The organism is Algimonas arctica, assembly GCF_014652695.1.
GTDB classification, from domain to species: domain Bacteria; phylum Pseudomonadota; class Alphaproteobacteria; order Caulobacterales; family Maricaulaceae; genus Litorimonas; species Litorimonas arctica.
Genome location: NZ_BMZH01000007.1, coordinates 125,544 through 142,150, shown reverse-complemented (window position 1 = coordinate 142,150; position 16,607 = coordinate 125,544). Strand labels below are relative to the sequence as shown.

The following is a 16,607-nucleotide window of genomic DNA, read 5'->3' as shown; positions in this document are numbered from 1 at the left end:
CGGACTTATTCTGCCAGCAAACTCGGCCAGTTATCATCAGCTTGGGTGATAAATTCCTCGCGCAACGCGTCCCAGCGTTTTTTCACGCGAGTCGAATAATTGAGATAAAGCTTCCCGTCCTCAACGTGCCAATGCTCCGCCTTGCCGGGGGCGAGTTTGTCTTTGGCTAACGCCCACGCGCAATAGCCGCCATATTGCGGCTCGAAGGCTTCAGGGTTCATCAAAAACAGATCAAGGTTGGCCTGCGTATCAAACCGCCACGTGGCTTTCTTATATTGGGTCGCAAATTCTGTGCGGCCTTTGAGCGGCTTGCCGGCATGGAAACTGACGACATCATAGCCATCAACAGCGATCTTGTTCCGCCAGCTGGTGTAAATCTCTGGTTTCTGGGCAAACGCCGTGACGGGCATGAGCGCCGCTGATGTCACGAGGACGGTTGCAATAAGAACATGTTTCATGACAATAATGTGGGGCCTGACGCCACAGAATTCAATTCACGTCCGATCACGATTTCGCGCGGACCGGATCGGCAGGATAGGTGCCCAAATGGCGAATATCTTCAGTGAAAAAATCAAGTTCTTCCAATGCATTGCGCATGGCCTGACTGTCCGGATGACCTTCCACATCGACATAAAATTGCGCCGCCGTGAACCCCCCACCGATCATATAGCTTTCCAGCTTGGTCAGGTTCAGTCCGTTTGACGCAAATCCGCCAAGCGCTTTGTAGAGCGAGCTCGGAACAGACCGCGTCCGGAAAACATAGGAAGACACAACGGGGACCTCAGTCAACGGCGGGATCCGCGCGTCCTTTGACAAAACGATAAAGCGCGTTGTGTTGGACCCTGAGTCTTCAATATCTTCTTTGAGTATATCGAGGCCATATTCCTCTGCTGCGACACGGCTCGCAACCGCAGCGACAGACATGTCGCCTCGCTCCGCAACCTTCCGGGCGGCGGCCGCCGTATCGACATCGGCAATAGCGGCGATACCCAGCGACAAGAGGCGCTCGCGCACTTGCCCTAATGCCATCGGATGTGACCGCGCGACTTTAATCCCCTCAAGGGTCGCCCCGGGAAGCCCAAGCAATTGATGATGGATCGGCTGGTAACGCTCTTGAATGATGTACAGATCACCCTCGGGCAACAGGTGGTAAATGTCGCTCACCCGCCCCGCGACCGTATTTTCAACGGGAATCATTGCCAATTCTGCCTCACCCGTTCGGACCCGGGCAAACGCTTGCGCAAAAGATTGGCAGGCCCACGGCTGCATATCCGGAAAATGCTCCCGACACGCCAGATGGGAGTAAGCGCCTGGCTCTCCTTGATAGACAATACGTACACTCATGCCGGACAATCCTGATACAGTCTTTCGAAACAAGGCTTAGACCGCTTGCGACGCTGCGCCGCAAGGGCTTTTACAATTGCAGTCACGGCCTAAATCCGTATTAGACCTAACAACAATGGCGCTCCGCACATCTGGAACGTCGACACTAAAAGATAGTAAGGACGCCGATCGTTATGGATCCGCTTGGCAATAACAAAATTTTCGCCGCCATTTTGGGGGGTGCGCTCGTTTTCATGATGATCAAGACACTGCCAGAAGTCTTCATGCATCACGAAACCCCGAAGGTTCCCGCCTATATTGTCGGTGAACTTGAAGCGGGTGGCGAAGAAGAGGTCATCGAACTGCCCTTCCCGCAAGCTGACTGGGTTGCGGCGATGGATGCGGACCGCGGCGCAAAAGTTTTTAAGAGCTGTGCATCCTGCCATAACGCGGATGTTGGCGGCGCAAATGGTACGGGTCCCGGGCTTTGGAATATCGTCGGTTCACCCAAAGGTGCCCATACAGACTTTTCTTATTCCGATGCCATGACAAGCGCAGGTACAAGCTGGACCTATGAAGCGCTCAACGGCTTCCTCGAAAAACCCAAAAACTATTTGCCCGGCACGAAAATGAATTTTGTCGGCATCCGCAAGGAAAGCGACCGCGCGGCCGTGATCGAATATCTACGCCTCGCGTCGAGCAACCCCGTGCCCCGGCCGGACCCAGCCGCAGCGACTATTGAACTCACTGTCGACGCCGAAGAGGGGGCTGTTGTTCCCGGTGAAGCCGTTCAGATCGAAGAGCCTGCGACGGATCCGACTGAGACCAACGAGTAAGCGCTCCCGCCACTCAGCTTATAAACGTTTGATAGCGCGCAGATTAACCCCTGCGCGCGTCATGCGTTTTAGGGCCGGCCCCAAAGGTTCTTCCACGACAGCCATATGCGTGGCGTTGGCATGTAAAAGCCGCGTTTTCGTTGCCAGTATTCCGACATGACCGGGCCAGAACAAGAGATCACCGACGTGGTCGGGCTGTGCCACCACGCGGCCCAGCGTCTTTTCCTGCAAGTCCGCATCCCGCGGCGCATCAATCCCGCAGGCCGATAGGCTCATCTGCACGATTCCGGAACAATCCACGCCCCGCGCCCCGTTCCCGCCCCAAACATAGGGCTGACCAAGATACCGTCGCGCAACCGCGACCAAGTCATGTTCCGGGGCCGCAATCTCTCTGACGTGCATGCGACTGATATAAGCGCCAGCGCCAATCTGACAGTAATTATCCTTTTCCAACATGACGCTGATCCGCGAACCCAGCGGCAATGACATGACAATATGGGATTTCAGGTCAGCGCGCGCGAAGACTGGGGCGCTGATGGATGAGACGAAATGCGTGTGAGCCGATCCCAGATCGCCCAGAGCTGTTGCATCAACCCAGCCAATATAGCCGTCACGGCGGCTCGTAGAGATGAGTGGACAGGCGCGTCCAAAAACCCATCGCTCCTGCTCTGCATGCACGTCGAACGCCTGCCCGTGCACGAGTTCCGTTTGCTGCGCCGCGCGGAGGTTTGGATGTGTGAGAAGCGGCGCATATTCCGTCACGACACGCCGTCGCGCAATCTTCGGCCCTATTCCGTCCGGCAAATCGAACCGTGAATCGGACGCCACAGCGCGCCTAGCGGCGTGACAATCTGCCGGCGCTCAAACCGTCCGGCATTTCACGCTGAATAAGGCTCGCATATGCGCGGAGATAGTTGATGCCGTCAGGGGTCCGGCGCAAAACGATAGAACGACGGTCGCGCGGGTCATCGGCACGAAGAATATAATTATAAGATTTCAGCCTATCAATGGCGCGTGAAATGACGGCCTTGGTCACTTTAAGACGCGCGGCCAATGAACGCACCGTATGCGGACCTTCTTCCAGATACACACACATTAAGACGGCTGTTTGTCGGGCGGATAGATCGGGCATATCGCCCGCAACTGACGCGACCGTCACGTCTTTCCACAGTGCCAGCGCCAAAGTTGATGAGAGGCGGGAGGGACGAATCGGACGGGCGGCGCGACCAGTTAGAGGGGCTGTTTGCGGCGCGGTATCAACGGCCTCTTGCGGGAGTTCCAGCGCCGAAAAATCATCATTTTCAGATATAGACTTCGTCGTTGGGTTCATCTTCGATGCCATTAATTCCCCTCCCAAGGACCCGCCTATATCACTCGAATGAATTGGGACTCGCACAGCAAGGATTCGTCGGTCAAGCACAAGCCGAACTCATCAGGCTCCGAATCAGTCAAGTGATTCAAAAGCCTGAGAACTTTTTTAAGACGTGTTGGATAAGGGTTTCGTGTGTGTCCACGTGGCGAAGGCTTATGTCTGATTTGACCCCCCTAATGCAAATAAATGCCCCTGCGGACGCCTCAGTTCTTGAACGAATCAATGCGGTCCGTCTCATCACCGTCGGATTTATCGGCTTGGGTTACGCGTCGACTATGGCTATTGGACCGCAATCCCAAGAATGGCTCAGCACATTTGGTTACGACCCCAGCCTTTTCGGCTTACAAGTCCTCTTCTTTTTATCCGGTTGGTTGGCGTGGCGAAGTCTGTCGCAGGGAAAAAGCGCGACCGCTTTCATCATGTCTCGCGTTTCGCGCACAATGCCGTGGCTCGCCCTCTACACGCTTATCGTCGTGGCGGTTCTGTACCCGCTTTTGTGTAACCCTGATGCCCCGAGCGTAAAAACCGCCGCGCAACTTGCGGTCTATTTTCTAACCACCGTCACCTTAATTGATCCGGGACAGGCCATGCCGGGCGCGTTGGATAACGCGCTCTATGCTTGCCTCTTACAAGGAGCGATTTGGTCGCTGCGGTGGGGGGCTATCGCGTTTATTGGCTTACTGCTGGCCTATAAGCTCGGCCTTCGCCACAGGGTTTTGTATCTGGGGCTCTTCGTCGTGGCAGTCTGCGCCCATATAGGGGTCAACGCTTGGACGGACCAAACCAACTCCGCGCTTCTTTTTCCGTTGATCCCCGGCCTTCGGCTCGCGTTTCCATTTCTGCTCGGAATTGCTGCTTATGGCTGGAAAGATCGACTCCCGACCGGAGCGCGCGGGTGGTTACTAATTTCCGCTCTCGCGCTCGGCGTCGCATTGATCCATTATTATGGCTTCCGCTTTTCCTACATGATAGAAATTTTCGCCATGACAGGGTGGTGCGCCTTGGCGATGGCGCTGCTGCATAGCCAGTTGCAAGCCCTAAAGAATTGGCCAAATCTCGTCTTGCCGTTTTTCCTTGGCGTTTGGCCAACCGCGCAGGGGCTACTGGCTGCGTTTCCAACCATCGCAGTCCCCGTGCTTGTGATGGCCACCTTGAGCACGGCGCTCAGCGTGGCCGCGCTCTTTTGGGGCCTAAAGCGCCTCGCTAGCCGGTCCGTCCATCGGCGTGTTCAGCCCGCCTGAGGCGAGCCACGCGAACAACCCACGGATCGCGTAGATATCGGCGCCAGTAGGATGCCCCGGACGTGTGGTGGGGTTCCAGCCATAGACATCGAAGTGCATCCACGGTCGCTTGTCGACGAAACGCTCTAGGAACAGCGCCGCTGTGACTGCGCCGGCAAAGGATCCGCCAGAATTTTTCATGTCCGCAATCGGGGAGCTCAGCATCGCGTGATAAGGCTGCCACAGCGGCATCGGCCAGATCGGATCCAGCTCCATCGTTGCGTGACGCGATATCGCATCATGCAAATGCGGACGATTGGTAAAGAACGGCGGCAGCTGTGGCCCAAGCGCGACCCGCGCCGCCCCTGTGAGCGTCGCAAAATCAATCATCAAGACGGGATTAGATTCTGTCGCTTTCGCAAGCGCATCACCCAAGACAAGCCGTCCTTCGGCGTCAGTATTATCAATCTCAACCGTGAGCCCTGCGCGAGAGGATAACACATCACCTGGGCGGTAAGCGTTGGCACTCACCGCATTTTCTGCGATTGCCAACAGGCAGTGAAGCCGAACCGGCAATCGCGCCGCCATGATCATGGCCGATAAGGCCAACGCGTGCGCAGCGCCGCCCATATCTTTTTTCATCAGGCGCGCGCCCGCCGCGCTTTTCATATTCACGCCACCTGTATCAAAGGTGATGCCTTTGCCGATAAGGGCCAAACGTGGATGGGACGGGTCCCCCCATTCTAATTCAACCAATCGCGGCGCTTCATGCGCCGCCCGCCCGACCGCGTGAATCATGGGATAATTTTGTTCAACTAAGTCCGGTCCGATAACGGCCGACAGGGTCGCGCCGTATTTTTCGGCCAAGGTTTCTGCGGCTTGATGCAACGCAACCGGGCCCATATCCCCGGCGGGCGTGTTGATCAGATCCCGTCCCAGCGCCGTCGCCTCGATCGCGTCGTGAACATGACCCGCATCCACGTCCTCACTGAGGACCAAAACGGGCGTTTCGGGGGTATCTTTTAGATAGCGGGTAAAACGATAGGTCCCGAGCCCCCACCCGATGGCGGCCAATCGATCCGTCCACTCATCTGGCTTGCTCGACAGCTCATAATAACCGCCCGTCAGGCCCGATGACAGTTGGCCGAGACGCATTTCACGGTCGAAATCTGTCGCAAGGTCGCCGCACCCCATAAGGACCGCGGCAATTCCGCCCGTCTCATCCGGCAACATGACGCTCTGCCCCGCCTCTGCGGCAAACCCATTGGCCTGCGCGAATTTAGTTTGGACACTTGGCAAGGTCCCGCTCAGCGTCGCCCAGCTGTCCGGTCGGAGCGCATGAATTGGAACAATCGGATCGCCATTGGGAACATCGTTCAAACGGCTCGTCGCGGGGGATCGTGTCATGATAGCAGAAACTCAGGGCTAGACTGGACCGGCGGACATCGCCGACCCTCTTACTTTGATACTCATAACATGAGTGTAAAGCTCCCGTTAACTCTAGCTCTTTACGATTGTTAACGAAATCCGGCTTATTCTCAATCCACTGACCGATTGCGGAAGGCCCAGTCTCAGACGTTCGTGAGGACATAATGGCGCAGCACAGATCACGACCCCTACTCAGAACAACACTCCTTCTTGGCACCCCCTTGCTCTTGTCGGCGTGCGCCTATGCGGGCGGGATCACACCGCAAGAGGCCGACGTTAAACAGCAAGTCTCCGTCGACCAATATATGCCTGCGTCACGTGAAATGCGCGATAATATCGAAACGCAGGAACTGTTCGCGCAGGCGGCTTTTTGGTCCCACGAATATGACCTAAATCCAACAGATTTGGAAGCGACGCTGAAGCTCGCGGCCTCTGTACGCAAACTCGGCAACCCCGGACGCGCCGTCGAAATCACGCAAACCTCTCGCACAATCCATCCGCGCGACCCGTATTTACTGGCCGAACACGCAGCGGGACTGATCGCGGATCAACGCGCGCTCGACGCCGTTCCCGTAATTGATCAAGGCCTCCGCGTGACACAGGGCTACGGTCGCCTTTGGTCACTCAAAGGGGCTGCGTTGGATCAATTGGAAGAATATGAGGCGGCCCGTCAGAACTATAACCGCGCGCTGCAAATCACGCCGAATGACCCGAATGTCTTGACCAACCTTGGCCTGAATTATGCCTTATCTGGCGACCTCCGCTCTGCCGAAATGTGGCTTCGTCGGGCCGCGGCGATGCCCGGGTCCGGGGGTAGCGCGCGCGAAAACCTCGCTATGGTCTTGCAGCTTCAAGGGCGCACAGAAGAGGCTGAGCGCGAATTGCGGCTCGCGGGTTTGAGCCGGGGTGATCGTCGCTTACCGGCCGCGCCAGTGCCTGCCCTAACACCGCGGGGAACCCCCGCCCAAATGTCGTCGAGTGGTATCCCCGCACAAAGTGTGCCCACACAGGGATATCAAAGCAAAGGATATCCGGACCAAGGATATGTCGCTCAAGGCACGCCGTCTCAAGGGAGTTATAACGCGCAAATGGGCGGCGTACCGGCAACGCGGTTTTCAACGACTGCCCCGAATGGACAAACCTATACGTCCTCGTCTCAAGCCGCACGGCAATCAACACAGACCAGCGCTCAATATGGCAGTGCCCAATCCAGACCCTACACACAGTCTGCCGCGCCCCGCAGCCAAGCCTATGGCAACTCACAAATGACGTCTGATCAGCAGTCGGTTCTGAACGAGATCCGTCAATCGCTACAGCCCGGCGCTGTCACACCGCAGGGACAGACAAGAACACAGCCGCAACCCTACGTGGTTGGGCCCGCCATCCAGACGCCCCAGCAACAAGCGCAGCCTTACGGAACCCCTGCCCAACCCGGATACCCGCAGCAAGTGTATCCGCAGACGTCAGAACCCTCCGCTGAGCCGCAGCAAGGACGTCAGCCCGCACGCCGCAGGCGCTGACCTCGTCTTAAACCTCTCATAAAAAAAGCCCGGCCAGAGAACCGGGCTTTTGCGTATTCGGACAACACTCTATTTGTTTTAGGACAAGGCCCCAGCAAGACGCATCGCGGCTGGCGTCAGAATAACAATGAACAAGACAGGCAAGAAGAACAGGATCATCGGGACGGTCAATTTGGCGGGCAAAGACGCCGCCTTCTTCTCGGCGACCATCATCCGCATCTGTCGGTTTTCTTTTGCCATCGTCCGCAAACTATCCCCGAGCGGTGTCCCGTATCGTTCAGCCTGAATCAGAGCTGTCGCGACCGACCGGATGCCAATATGGTTGTTGCGGCGGGCTAGGTTTTCATAGGCGGCCCGACGGGCTGACAAGTAAGAGAGCTCTGCCGTGGTGAGATGGAATTCCTCTGCCAGTTCAACAGAATTCTCTGCCAGCTCATCGGCAACTCGCCCAAAGGCTAATTCGACCGACATGCCCGATTCAACGCAAATCAAAAGCAGGTCGAGCGCGTCCGGAAACACTGACATGATTGAGGCAAGCCGTTTATTGGCGAGGTTCTTTACGTAAATAGCGGGCAAGTAATACCCCAAAAGTGTCAGCGTTAAGGTCGCCGCGATCCGTTGCAGCATCGACCAGCCCGGCGTATTGAGAATGATCAAAAACAACAAACCAAACGCGGCTAAAACACACGGCATCACCAGTCGAAAGAAATAGAATTTGTAAATCGGCGCCTGCCCCCGAAGGCCGGCCTGAGCCAACTTATCTTTCAAATCTGTCGCTTCGAGCAAGCGCTCAAGACTGAACCGATCAACAAGCTGCCGGGCAAGGGTTTTATCTGTATTCCGAAGTGACCGTGAATCATTGTCGATCCGCTTCAACCGCGCACCCTTCAGGGCTTCACGTTGTGTCGATACGGAGGCCATCCGCTTTTTCATTTTGTCGCCTTCAAGCAAGGGGGCGACAATCATGTATGCAGTAACGGCCAGCAGGATGCAGATTACCAAGTAACCGACATTCGTCAGGGTCGTGAGAGCGCCTTCGGTCATGTGCTCAGCCCCTTAATATTTGAAGTCGATCATTTTACGCATGATCCAGATACCCATAACCATCATCCCGCCACCAATCATGAGGTTCGTCTGACCACGTTCCGTCGTGTACAGCTCATTCATGTAATCGGGTGACATGATGGAGATCAGAATCATCACGACGATGGGAAGAGAGCCGATGATAATCGCACTCATCTTGGCTTCTGCGGACAGGGCCTTAATTTTCTCTGCCAAGATTTTCCGCGACCGCAGAACCGTCGACAAGTTGGCCAAAGACTCGCCCAAATTACCACCCGTTGTTTTTTGAATATTCAAAACTGTGGCGAAGAAGTTCACTTCAGATATTGGAATCCGTTCGTACATTTGCTCCAAACATACCTCGATTGGAACGCCCAAGCCTTCCGCTTCGACGACGCGCCGAAATTCTGCGCCTAAGGGATCCGGGCTTTCGTGTGCGATGATCTTCAAACAGTCACCGAGCGGAAGCCCTGTGCGAACACCACGGACAATAATATCCATCCCATCGGCGAAATGCGCGATGAATTTCTTCTGCCGACGTTTGATCAAAAAATTCAGGATAAACCGTGGAAATCCAAAACCTAGAATGAATGCCGTGCCCACTGTCAGCAGCAAAGGCATCCCTAAAATCAACATGAGCAAGCCAACGACACCGCCAATAACAGCGGACCCGATTATAAATTGGCTTCGTGTGAATGACACGTTCGCCTGCACGAGCTTAGCCTCAAGAGACTTTGCCTTTTTCTTCTTTGTTTTTTGATTTTCTTCGAGCTTTTTGAGCGATTCTTCGATCTGTTTTCGGCGATCACCTCTGTCCTCAGACTTGAACCGTTCAAGAAATTTTATTCCAGCTGGCGCTTTCCCCGTATAGGAGGCGACCCTGGCAGAATTGGATGATCCGGACGACCCGCTCAACAACAAGTAGCCAATAATACCAACAACGCCAGCACCGGCGATACCAAGTGTGATCTGCGGATCCATTAGCTACCCGCCTCATCAAGGGCCATAGCGAGGTCTTTTTCAAGATTGAAGTAGCGGGCACGATCCCAAAATGCGGGGCGCGCAATCCCGGTCGATCTGTGTTTGCCAACAATATTGCCATCCGCGTCTTCGCCGTCCATCTCATATTTGAGTAGGTCTTGCGTCACAATCACGTCACCTTCCATCCCGATCACCTCAGTAATGTGGGTGATCCGGCGCGACCCGTCGCGAAGGCGCGCGGCCTGAACAATCACATCGACAGAACCGACAATCATTTCGCGAATTGTTTTCGCGGGCAGCGAAAATCCGCCCATCGTGATCATAGATTCCAACCGAGAGAGCGCTTCGCGCGGGCTGTTGGCGTGGAGCGTCCCCATAGAGCCATCGTGACCCGTGTTCATCGCTTGCAGAAGATCGAAAGCTTCCGGTCCCCGGACCTCACCCACGATGATCCGTTCTGGCCGCATTCGCAGACAGTTTTTCACGAGATCGGCCATTGTTACTTTGCCCTTGCCTTCAAGGTTAGGCGGGCGCGTTTCTAGGCGGACAACATGCGGCTGTTGTAGCTGCAATTCGGCGGCATCTTCACAGGTGATGATACGCTCATCGGGATGGATGAAACCCGTCAAACAGTTGAGCAACGTCGTTTTACCCGAACCCGTACCGCCGGAAATTACGATATTACATTGGCACGCGCCAATAATTTGAAGAACCTTCGCGCCGGCCGGAGAAATCGATTGAAAGCCAACCAAGTCCGCCAAGGTCAACTTATCTTTCTTAAATTTCCGAATAGTCAGCGATGGTCCATCGATCGACAAAGGCGGTGCAATAACGTTGACCCGTGAGCCATCGAGCAAGCGCGCATCACAGATTGGCGAAGCCTCATCGACCCGACGACCAACCTGGCTAACGATCCGCTGGCAAATGTTCATCAGCTGCGTATTGTCGCGGAACCGAACATTCGTCTTTAACATCTTACCATTGGCTTCGATGAAGACGTGCTTGGCCCCATTGACCATAATATCGGCAATATCATCGCGCGCGAGCAGAGGCTCCAAAGGCCCATACCCGAGAATATCGTCACAGATTTCTGTGATCAGCTGTGTCTGTTCAGCGACAGAAAGCCGGACATTTCGAATGGCAATAATTTCATCGACAATGGTGCGGATTTCCGCGCGTGCTTTGTCAAGCTGCATCCCGGCCAAAGCCGACACGTCAATCGTCTCAAACAAGGCGTTGAAAATCGTCGCCTTCGTTTCGTAATATTCTTCAGACGGCTCACCTCCGCGCTTTTCCGCTCTCGCGACGGGGGCTTGATCAACCTTTTTAGGCTCGGGTGCGGGCTTAGGGGCTGCATCCGGTGATTTTACGGCCGCAATGTCTGAGCGTTTACCGAACATACTGACCTTACGCTTTCTTACGCAATAGTGACGCAATCAACGATTTAGACTTTCCACCGGACCCAGCCTTAGATCCTGCCTTGGCTTTTCGTCCCAGTTTAAGACGGGATCCGCCTATAACGGGAGGGGACGAAAACTGACCCGTCCGCAAACGGTGGCTGATATAATCAAGACCCGGGACAAGATTTTCAGTGGTTTTCATTTCCGGCAACATTTTGCCTTCATTGCAAGCCCGGCTGAATGTATCGGGATCAAAACCGATCACGAGTGACGGCTCTAGGCCCACTGCGCCAGCGAAATTATCGACACTAATCTCGTCTTCTTTCGTGCGGCAACGGCCAGTTTGATTAAGAATCAATATTGGATCAGAATCGTGCGGGCGCTGGGCCTTCAGGAAGTCGATTAAGTTCTTCGTATTACGCAAATTGGCCAAATCAGGAACGGTTGTAATGACCACATCATCCACAGTTGTGAGGATGTTTGTCGTCCAATCATTCCAAATATGCGGAACATCCAGCACGGCAAGCGGGCTAATTGACCGAACCGCCGTGATGATCGCCTCATAGGCCGCTGTGTCGGTGATGGGCTTATTATTGAGCGAACTTGATGTAGGAAGAATTGACAGACGTGATGTGTGGCGAACCATAATACGGTCCAACAGCGTGTCATCAAGACGCTCTGCATCGGCAAGCGCTTCTTCGAGGCCAGACGCACTATCATACGCAAAATCGAGCGCGGTCGTCCCCCAGCTACTATCGAGATCGATCAGTGACGTTTCTTGCATCAGACGTTCAGACAAGGTCCAAGCCATGTTATGCGCCAAGGTTGACGATCCAACTCCGCCTTTTGATCCATAAAATGCGACGGCGCGGCCAGTAAATGGCCGATCCGGATCCGCAAAAACCTCACTCAAAGAGCGGATCATATTCAAGGGGTGCAAAGGCGGAACAATATAGTCCGACACGCCTTTTTCCATCAACTGACGGTAAAGCCGGATATCATTGGTCACGCCAATAATGACGACGCGCGTGCCCTCGTCGCAAACAGAGGCCAAAGTCTCCAATTGGGTGAACAGCTCTTCGCCGCGCAACCCAGTTTCAATCATCACGAGGCCCGGCGTATTCTCTTTATGATAAAACTCGATGGCCGCCGTCAGGCCACCCATATAAATTTTCGTATTGGTCCGGCGCATACGCCAGTCACGCGTCATTTGATTGACGCAACCCGCTGTCTCGTTGCGCTCACAAAAAGCGTGAATGGAGAGTTGCGGTAACGCGCGCTCACCGCCTTCACGGTCTGGCATCGTCGTCGACACCGCAAGGGCCGGATTAGATTCAACCAGGCCAGGATACTCGGAATGTGGCGTCGGCGCTTGATGCGGCGTCCCTTGGGGCACTTGTCCCTGCGGCCCCCCGTAAGACATGGCTTGCGGTGCCGGCATTGATTGCGCGTATCCTTGTTGCGGATGACCTTGCGGCGCCGTTGGGTGGGCAACCATGGGTCGCGGAGCCATCGGCTGTGGCACCATCGGTGGGCGCGGGGCCGCCACAGGCGCAGGCATCATCGGTTGACCCATCGGGGGTTGGCCCTGTCCCATGGGCGGCTGTCCCAAAGGAGCGTGACCCATGAGTGGCTGACCCTGCGGGTGTTGCGGCTGGGGGTGTTGTCCAAGCGCACGCGGCGCCTGCATCGGCACGGGTGAAGGCATCGGCATCGGACGGGGCATGGGCTGGCCAGGCTGTGCGGGATGTTGAGGAGGGTATGTCATATGACTGGCTCTAACCTCCCGACTCTTGTGAACTTTGTTTCTGCCCATCGGGACGTTCTGAAGCCGTCGATGTGCCTTCAATATAGCGATCATAGACAACTTGACGACGTTGAGCGTTTGGCGCCTGCATCGCGTAAGGTTCGATCAACTGACGGGGATCTGTAATCATGGCCGCAAGGTTAGCCGACGCAAAACAGCCGAATTCTGGTGTCACACCATTTGTATGCGTCACGGTCAAATCGCTCAATGATGCGCAATCCTGAGAGACTGCCCGCAAGATACGGTAAGAAATAACCACCGGAGCCGGATCACCCGGCCGCGAATAATACGTGCCTGATTGGGCAGAGCTCAGACGAATCCCGTTTCGGCTCATTAAACGATCGATCAACGCGTCGGTTTGCTGAATACCTTGCGTGTGCGTGGCAGAGGCCGGACGATTTATATAGATCGGCCCGGAGCCTTGCGCCGCATATCCCTCTAGGAATGCCGATACAGCGAATTCATCGCGTTGGGACAATTCCAACCCGTTTGGACGCGCATAAAGCTCTAGGCGCTCGACGGATTCAGCGACTTTGACCGGGTGCAACCGATGCGTCGGTTCGGGCAGACTTCCTCCTTGCATACACCCTGACAGCAAGGCCGGGGACGCGAGAACCAAAGCGAGGCCCGACGTTTTAAAAAAAGCATTCATCCTGTTGCCCCTAATCCACCACATGACCGAACGGGCCCGCAAGCGCGTCGGGAGATGCTTTATCGCCGTAAACTGTGTTCAATCGACCCATTAACAATTGCTGCCGATCATTGGCGGGCTTGAAGCCTTCCAAAGGCGTTTGCAGCTTGTCAGGGTGCGTCGGGTCCACAAGATATGGCGTCACGATCACGACCAGTTCGGTCTGAACGCTCTGACTGTCTCGATTTCGGAACAAGGCGCCGATCCCCGGGATATCTTTCACACCAGGGACGCCGTCATAAGCATTCCGCGCTTCTTCGCGGATCATACCCGCAATGACGAGACTCCCGCCCGCAGGAAGCTCGACAACCGTATCGGCCCGGCGAACCCGAAGACCTAAAATGTCGCCGCCATCACCGCCTGTTTCGAATGAATTTTCTGTTGTTGGCTCTGAGACTTCAGTTGAAATACTCAATGAAATCAGCCCTTCAGATAGCACAACCGGCGTAAATCCAAGCGAAACCCCAAAGGATTTAAACTCGAAAGACCGCTGCAATTGTCCATTCTGATCTGTAAAAACGCCGCCCAATACGGGGAACTCACCACCCGCCAAAAAGGTCGCTGTTTCGCCTGAAATGGCCACCAAAGTGGGTTCAGCCAAAGTCCGGATAAGTCCGACCCGTTCCAACGCTGTCATCGCACCAGTTAACGAGCGAAGATCGCCCCCCGTGCCGTTGGTAAAGCCCGCGGTTCCGGTAAACCCAGCGCCGCTGGACACGCCCAAATTATTGATCAGCGACACAGTTGAGTCACCCAATTCTGCCACCGCAGACAAGTTAAAGCCCATTTGTTTGACAACAGACCGTTGCATCTCAACGATGCGAACTTTTAGCATGACCTGATCTTTGCCCTCAACGGAGAGAAGATTTACGATTGAGCCTTCACCCGACTCGGTCCCCTGCCACATTTCCGCTATACGTTCGACTTTAAGCGCGACCTGTGCGTTGGGAACGCGGCCAGTCAGCATGATATTATTATTGATCGATTGCACTTCGATATCGGCGGTCGGCGCGTGTTTGCGCACAAGGTCCATCAGGCCATTAATGTCGCGCTCAACCCGGATATCAATATTGAGTAATTCTTCCCCATTGTGACCGTAGAAATAGACGTTTGTTTGACCAGACGCCTTACCGATAAGCACGGTGCGACGTGCCGTATGCACAACCGCTTCAACTATGTCGGGGTTAGAGACAATGACATCCATGACGTTGGCGGGTAATTCCACCACAGTCGATTTAGAAAAAGGCAGGACAATCGACCGATTGATGCCCTCACCGGGCGACTGAATTCGAATACCATCGCTCGACGTGGTCTGGATTGAGGCCAGCGTATTATAATTGCGGTCTCCGGCATGGGCTGGAACCGCCAAAACGGCGCTGAGCGCCAACGCGGGTAGCAGTCCGCCTAACAATGTTTGGCGCAGAGCGCCCTTAGTCTGTCGAATATCAGTTCCGGTCATAATCTAATTTCCCCGAACGGCGACGGATTGAGATGCACCGGAGCGGTAGATGGTCAAAGGCGGCACGCTTTTTTCTGTCTCTGATGGACTACTCGCTCGGGACGGCGCCCGGGCCGAAGACCCGCTAAAACCGCGAAGAACAAGCGAGAGATCGCCGCGAACCTGCGCGACAGTGATACGTTCAGCGTCCCGCGGAGACAGTTCCAATGTCGCCGTTGACCCTGGAATGGCCGCGCCGCCTTCAGGGTTGTTTGAGAACGACTGATCGATCGCGAGAATGGTGACATTCTCAAAAATTGTCGTGGCGATGAATTTCGGTTGCGTTGACCCGCCGACTTCACTGTCAGGCTGGATCATCTCTTGTAAAATGATGTCGACCTTGTCGCCCGGCTGAATGAAACCGCCTGAAGCAGTATCAACACTGATCCGAACTGTCACAGCGCGCATGCCTGGGCTGAGCAGAGCAGCCATAATCCCGGCATCGCCGGCTCGGATGAACCGCGACATAACCAATGGATCCCCCGGCGTGAGGGTTTCGCGCACAAACGCCCCCAAAAGGGAGTCCATGACGGAGCCATCCGCACCGGCATCATCTGTAATTAACGCCGTTGTCACAGCTTCGGTGGGCCAGTCGATCCATTTCAGATCGCCTTTATTTACGCGGTCACCCTTATTCATCGGCTCGGACACGCTCAAAACTTGAGTGTAATCCACCTCTTCGACGATGGTTCGAACTTCAGGCGCGATGTCTGCGCTTTTCGTGTTCATTCCACGCAAAGTGGTGAATACGACAAACATCAAACCTATCAATGCGACGATAAGTAATAGGCGTTTTCTGTCCACTTTATCCGCTCCAGATGGAAAACTCTGAAGCTATGAGTAGGAGATCACACGCTAAAGCATGGTTAACAATACGCTTTCAATCAGGTTTTTATTACTCTGATCGGGACAATAAAGCAGCTTATCCGCCGATTAAGGCGGACCCGATCTGACTGTTAGGCCAAACATAGAGCGCGCCCGCCGCCAAAGCTAAACCGTAGGGCATGTCTTTCCCCCCTTGGAACAAACGCATTCCCAGCGCACTGGTTCGGAGGCGCACAGGCGCAATTGGCCCGCCAAACATAAGCAATATTCCCAATGCTGCGCCAAATAATGTCGTCGCAAGAATGAACGGAAGCGCATCTCCCCACCCCAACCATAGGCTGATCGCGGCCATCAATTTCGCATCGCCGCCCCCTAACCAGCCGAACGCGAACATCGAAAACCCCGCGGCGAAGAAAATTGTCGCCACCATCAAATGTTCGCCAAGAACGGGTAAACCCTGCCACGTCAGAGGCAAGGTCAAGATAAAGCCTACGGCCATAGCCAGGCTCACAGTGTTTGGAATTTTCATCGACCAAAAGTCCGTATAGGCCGCGATTAATAGCGGAACTGCAAAGACTAACGTGACGATGAGCGGGGAAATCATATCAAACTCCGAAGAGGTTTGTCGTTGGAGACATAAGTAA

General features: G+C 54.9%; 16 protein-coding genes. 3 read left to right on the top strand and 13 right to left on the bottom strand.

The features are described from left to right. Positions 1 to 5 precede the first annotated feature (5 nt). On the bottom strand, positions 6 to 458 hold the full coding sequence (locus IE105_RS09960; protein ID WP_233354093.1) for a YHS domain-containing (seleno)protein: 453 nt from the start codon (positions 456 to 458) through the stop codon (positions 6 to 8). Between the two features lie 46 nt (positions 459 to 504). Further along, positions 505 to 1,344, bottom strand: coding sequence for a prephenate dehydratase (locus IE105_RS09955; protein ID WP_189497997.1), 840 nt, complete (start codon positions 1,342 to 1,344; stop codon positions 505 to 507). Between the two features lie 173 nt (positions 1,345 to 1,517). Between IE105_RS09955 and IE105_RS09950 the strand changes: the two genes are divergently transcribed. Next, positions 1,518 to 2,159, top strand: a complete 642-nt coding sequence (locus IE105_RS09950; RefSeq protein ID WP_189497996.1) for a c-type cytochrome — start codon at positions 1,518 to 1,520, stop codon at positions 2,157 to 2,159. Between the two features lie 18 nt (positions 2,160 to 2,177). Here IE105_RS09950 and IE105_RS09945 read toward each other — a convergent pair whose 3' ends face one another. Together IE105_RS09945 and IE105_RS09940 are read right to left on the bottom strand one after the other, a co-directional pair. Continuing rightward, on the bottom strand, positions 2,178 to 2,987 hold the full coding sequence (locus tag IE105_RS09945; RefSeq protein ID WP_189497994.1) for a C40 family peptidase: 810 nt from the start codon (positions 2,985 to 2,987) through the stop codon (positions 2,178 to 2,180). 7 nt (positions 2,988 to 2,994) lie between these two features. Beyond that, positions 2,995 to 3,501 carry a MarR family transcriptional regulator gene (locus tag IE105_RS09940; RefSeq protein WP_233354092.1) on the bottom strand — a complete coding sequence of 169 codons (507 nt, stop codon included), beginning with the start codon at positions 3,499 to 3,501 and terminating at the stop codon, positions 2,995 to 2,997. A 206-nt stretch (positions 3,502 to 3,707) separates the two neighbouring features. Here IE105_RS09940 and IE105_RS09935 point away from each other — a divergent pair, with 206 nt between their 5' ends. Then, the gene (locus IE105_RS09935) at positions 3,708 to 4,772 is read left to right on the top strand and encodes an acyltransferase family protein (protein WP_189497992.1); all 1,065 of its coding nucleotides are present in this window, start codon (positions 3,708 to 3,710) and stop codon (positions 4,770 to 4,772) included. Here the strand turns inward: IE105_RS09935 and IE105_RS09930 are convergent. Next, on the bottom strand, positions 4,722 to 6,158 hold the full coding sequence (locus IE105_RS09930; RefSeq protein ID WP_189497991.1) for a leucyl aminopeptidase family protein: 1,437 nt from the start codon (positions 6,156 to 6,158) through the stop codon (positions 4,722 to 4,724). The genes IE105_RS09935 and IE105_RS09930 overlap by 51 nt on opposite strands. A gap of 242 nt (positions 6,159 to 6,400) precedes the next feature. Here IE105_RS09930 and IE105_RS09925 point away from each other — a divergent pair, with 242 nt between their 5' ends. Beyond that, positions 6,401 to 7,699, top strand: a complete 1,299-nt coding sequence (locus IE105_RS09925) for a tetratricopeptide repeat protein (RefSeq protein ID WP_189497989.1) — start codon at positions 6,401 to 6,403, stop codon at positions 7,697 to 7,699. Between the two features lie 78 nt (positions 7,700 to 7,777). On the opposite strand, the gene IE105_RS09920 is transcribed toward IE105_RS09925, so the two are convergent. The 8 genes from IE105_RS09920 to IE105_RS09885 form a co-directional block, all read right to left on the bottom strand. Next, positions 7,778 to 8,743 (bottom strand): type II secretion system F family protein, encoded by a 966-nt coding sequence (locus IE105_RS09920; protein ID WP_189497987.1) that lies wholly within the window; start codon positions 8,741 to 8,743, stop codon positions 7,778 to 7,780. A 12-nt stretch (positions 8,744 to 8,755) separates the two neighbouring features. Then, the gene (locus tag IE105_RS09915) at positions 8,756 to 9,742 is read right to left on the bottom strand and encodes a type II secretion system F family protein (protein WP_189497985.1); all 987 of its coding nucleotides are present in this window, start codon (positions 9,740 to 9,742) and stop codon (positions 8,756 to 8,758) included. Beyond that, positions 9,742 to 11,142, bottom strand: a complete 1,401-nt coding sequence (locus tag IE105_RS09910; protein ID WP_189497983.1) for a TadA family conjugal transfer-associated ATPase — start codon at positions 11,140 to 11,142, stop codon at positions 9,742 to 9,744. The genes IE105_RS09915 and IE105_RS09910 overlap by 1 nt, the downstream gene beginning before the upstream one ends. 7 nt (positions 11,143 to 11,149) lie before the next feature. Beyond that, the gene (locus IE105_RS09905) at positions 11,150 to 12,910 is read right to left on the bottom strand and encodes a CpaE/TadZ family protein (RefSeq protein ID WP_189497981.1); all 1,761 of its coding nucleotides are present in this window, start codon (positions 12,908 to 12,910) and stop codon (positions 11,150 to 11,152) included. Between the two features lie 10 nt (positions 12,911 to 12,920). After that, positions 12,921 to 13,601 (bottom strand): CpaD family pilus assembly lipoprotein, encoded by a 681-nt coding sequence (locus IE105_RS09900; RefSeq protein ID WP_189497979.1) that lies wholly within the window; start codon positions 13,599 to 13,601, stop codon positions 12,921 to 12,923. Positions 13,602 to 13,611: 10 nt separating this feature from the next. After that, a complete protein-coding gene (locus tag IE105_RS09895) occupies positions 13,612 to 15,099 on the bottom strand; it encodes a type II and III secretion system protein family protein (protein WP_189497977.1) in 1,488 nt (495 codons plus the stop codon). 3 nt (positions 15,100 to 15,102) lie between these two features. Then, positions 15,103 to 15,942, bottom strand: coding sequence for a Flp pilus assembly protein CpaB (cpaB, locus tag IE105_RS09890; protein WP_267904674.1), 840 nt, complete (start codon positions 15,940 to 15,942; stop codon positions 15,103 to 15,105). Between the two features lie 118 nt (positions 15,943 to 16,060). Continuing rightward, a complete protein-coding gene (locus IE105_RS09885; protein WP_189497973.1) occupies positions 16,061 to 16,567 on the bottom strand; it encodes an A24 family peptidase in 507 nt (168 codons plus the stop codon). Positions 16,568 to 16,607 lie beyond the last annotated feature (40 nt).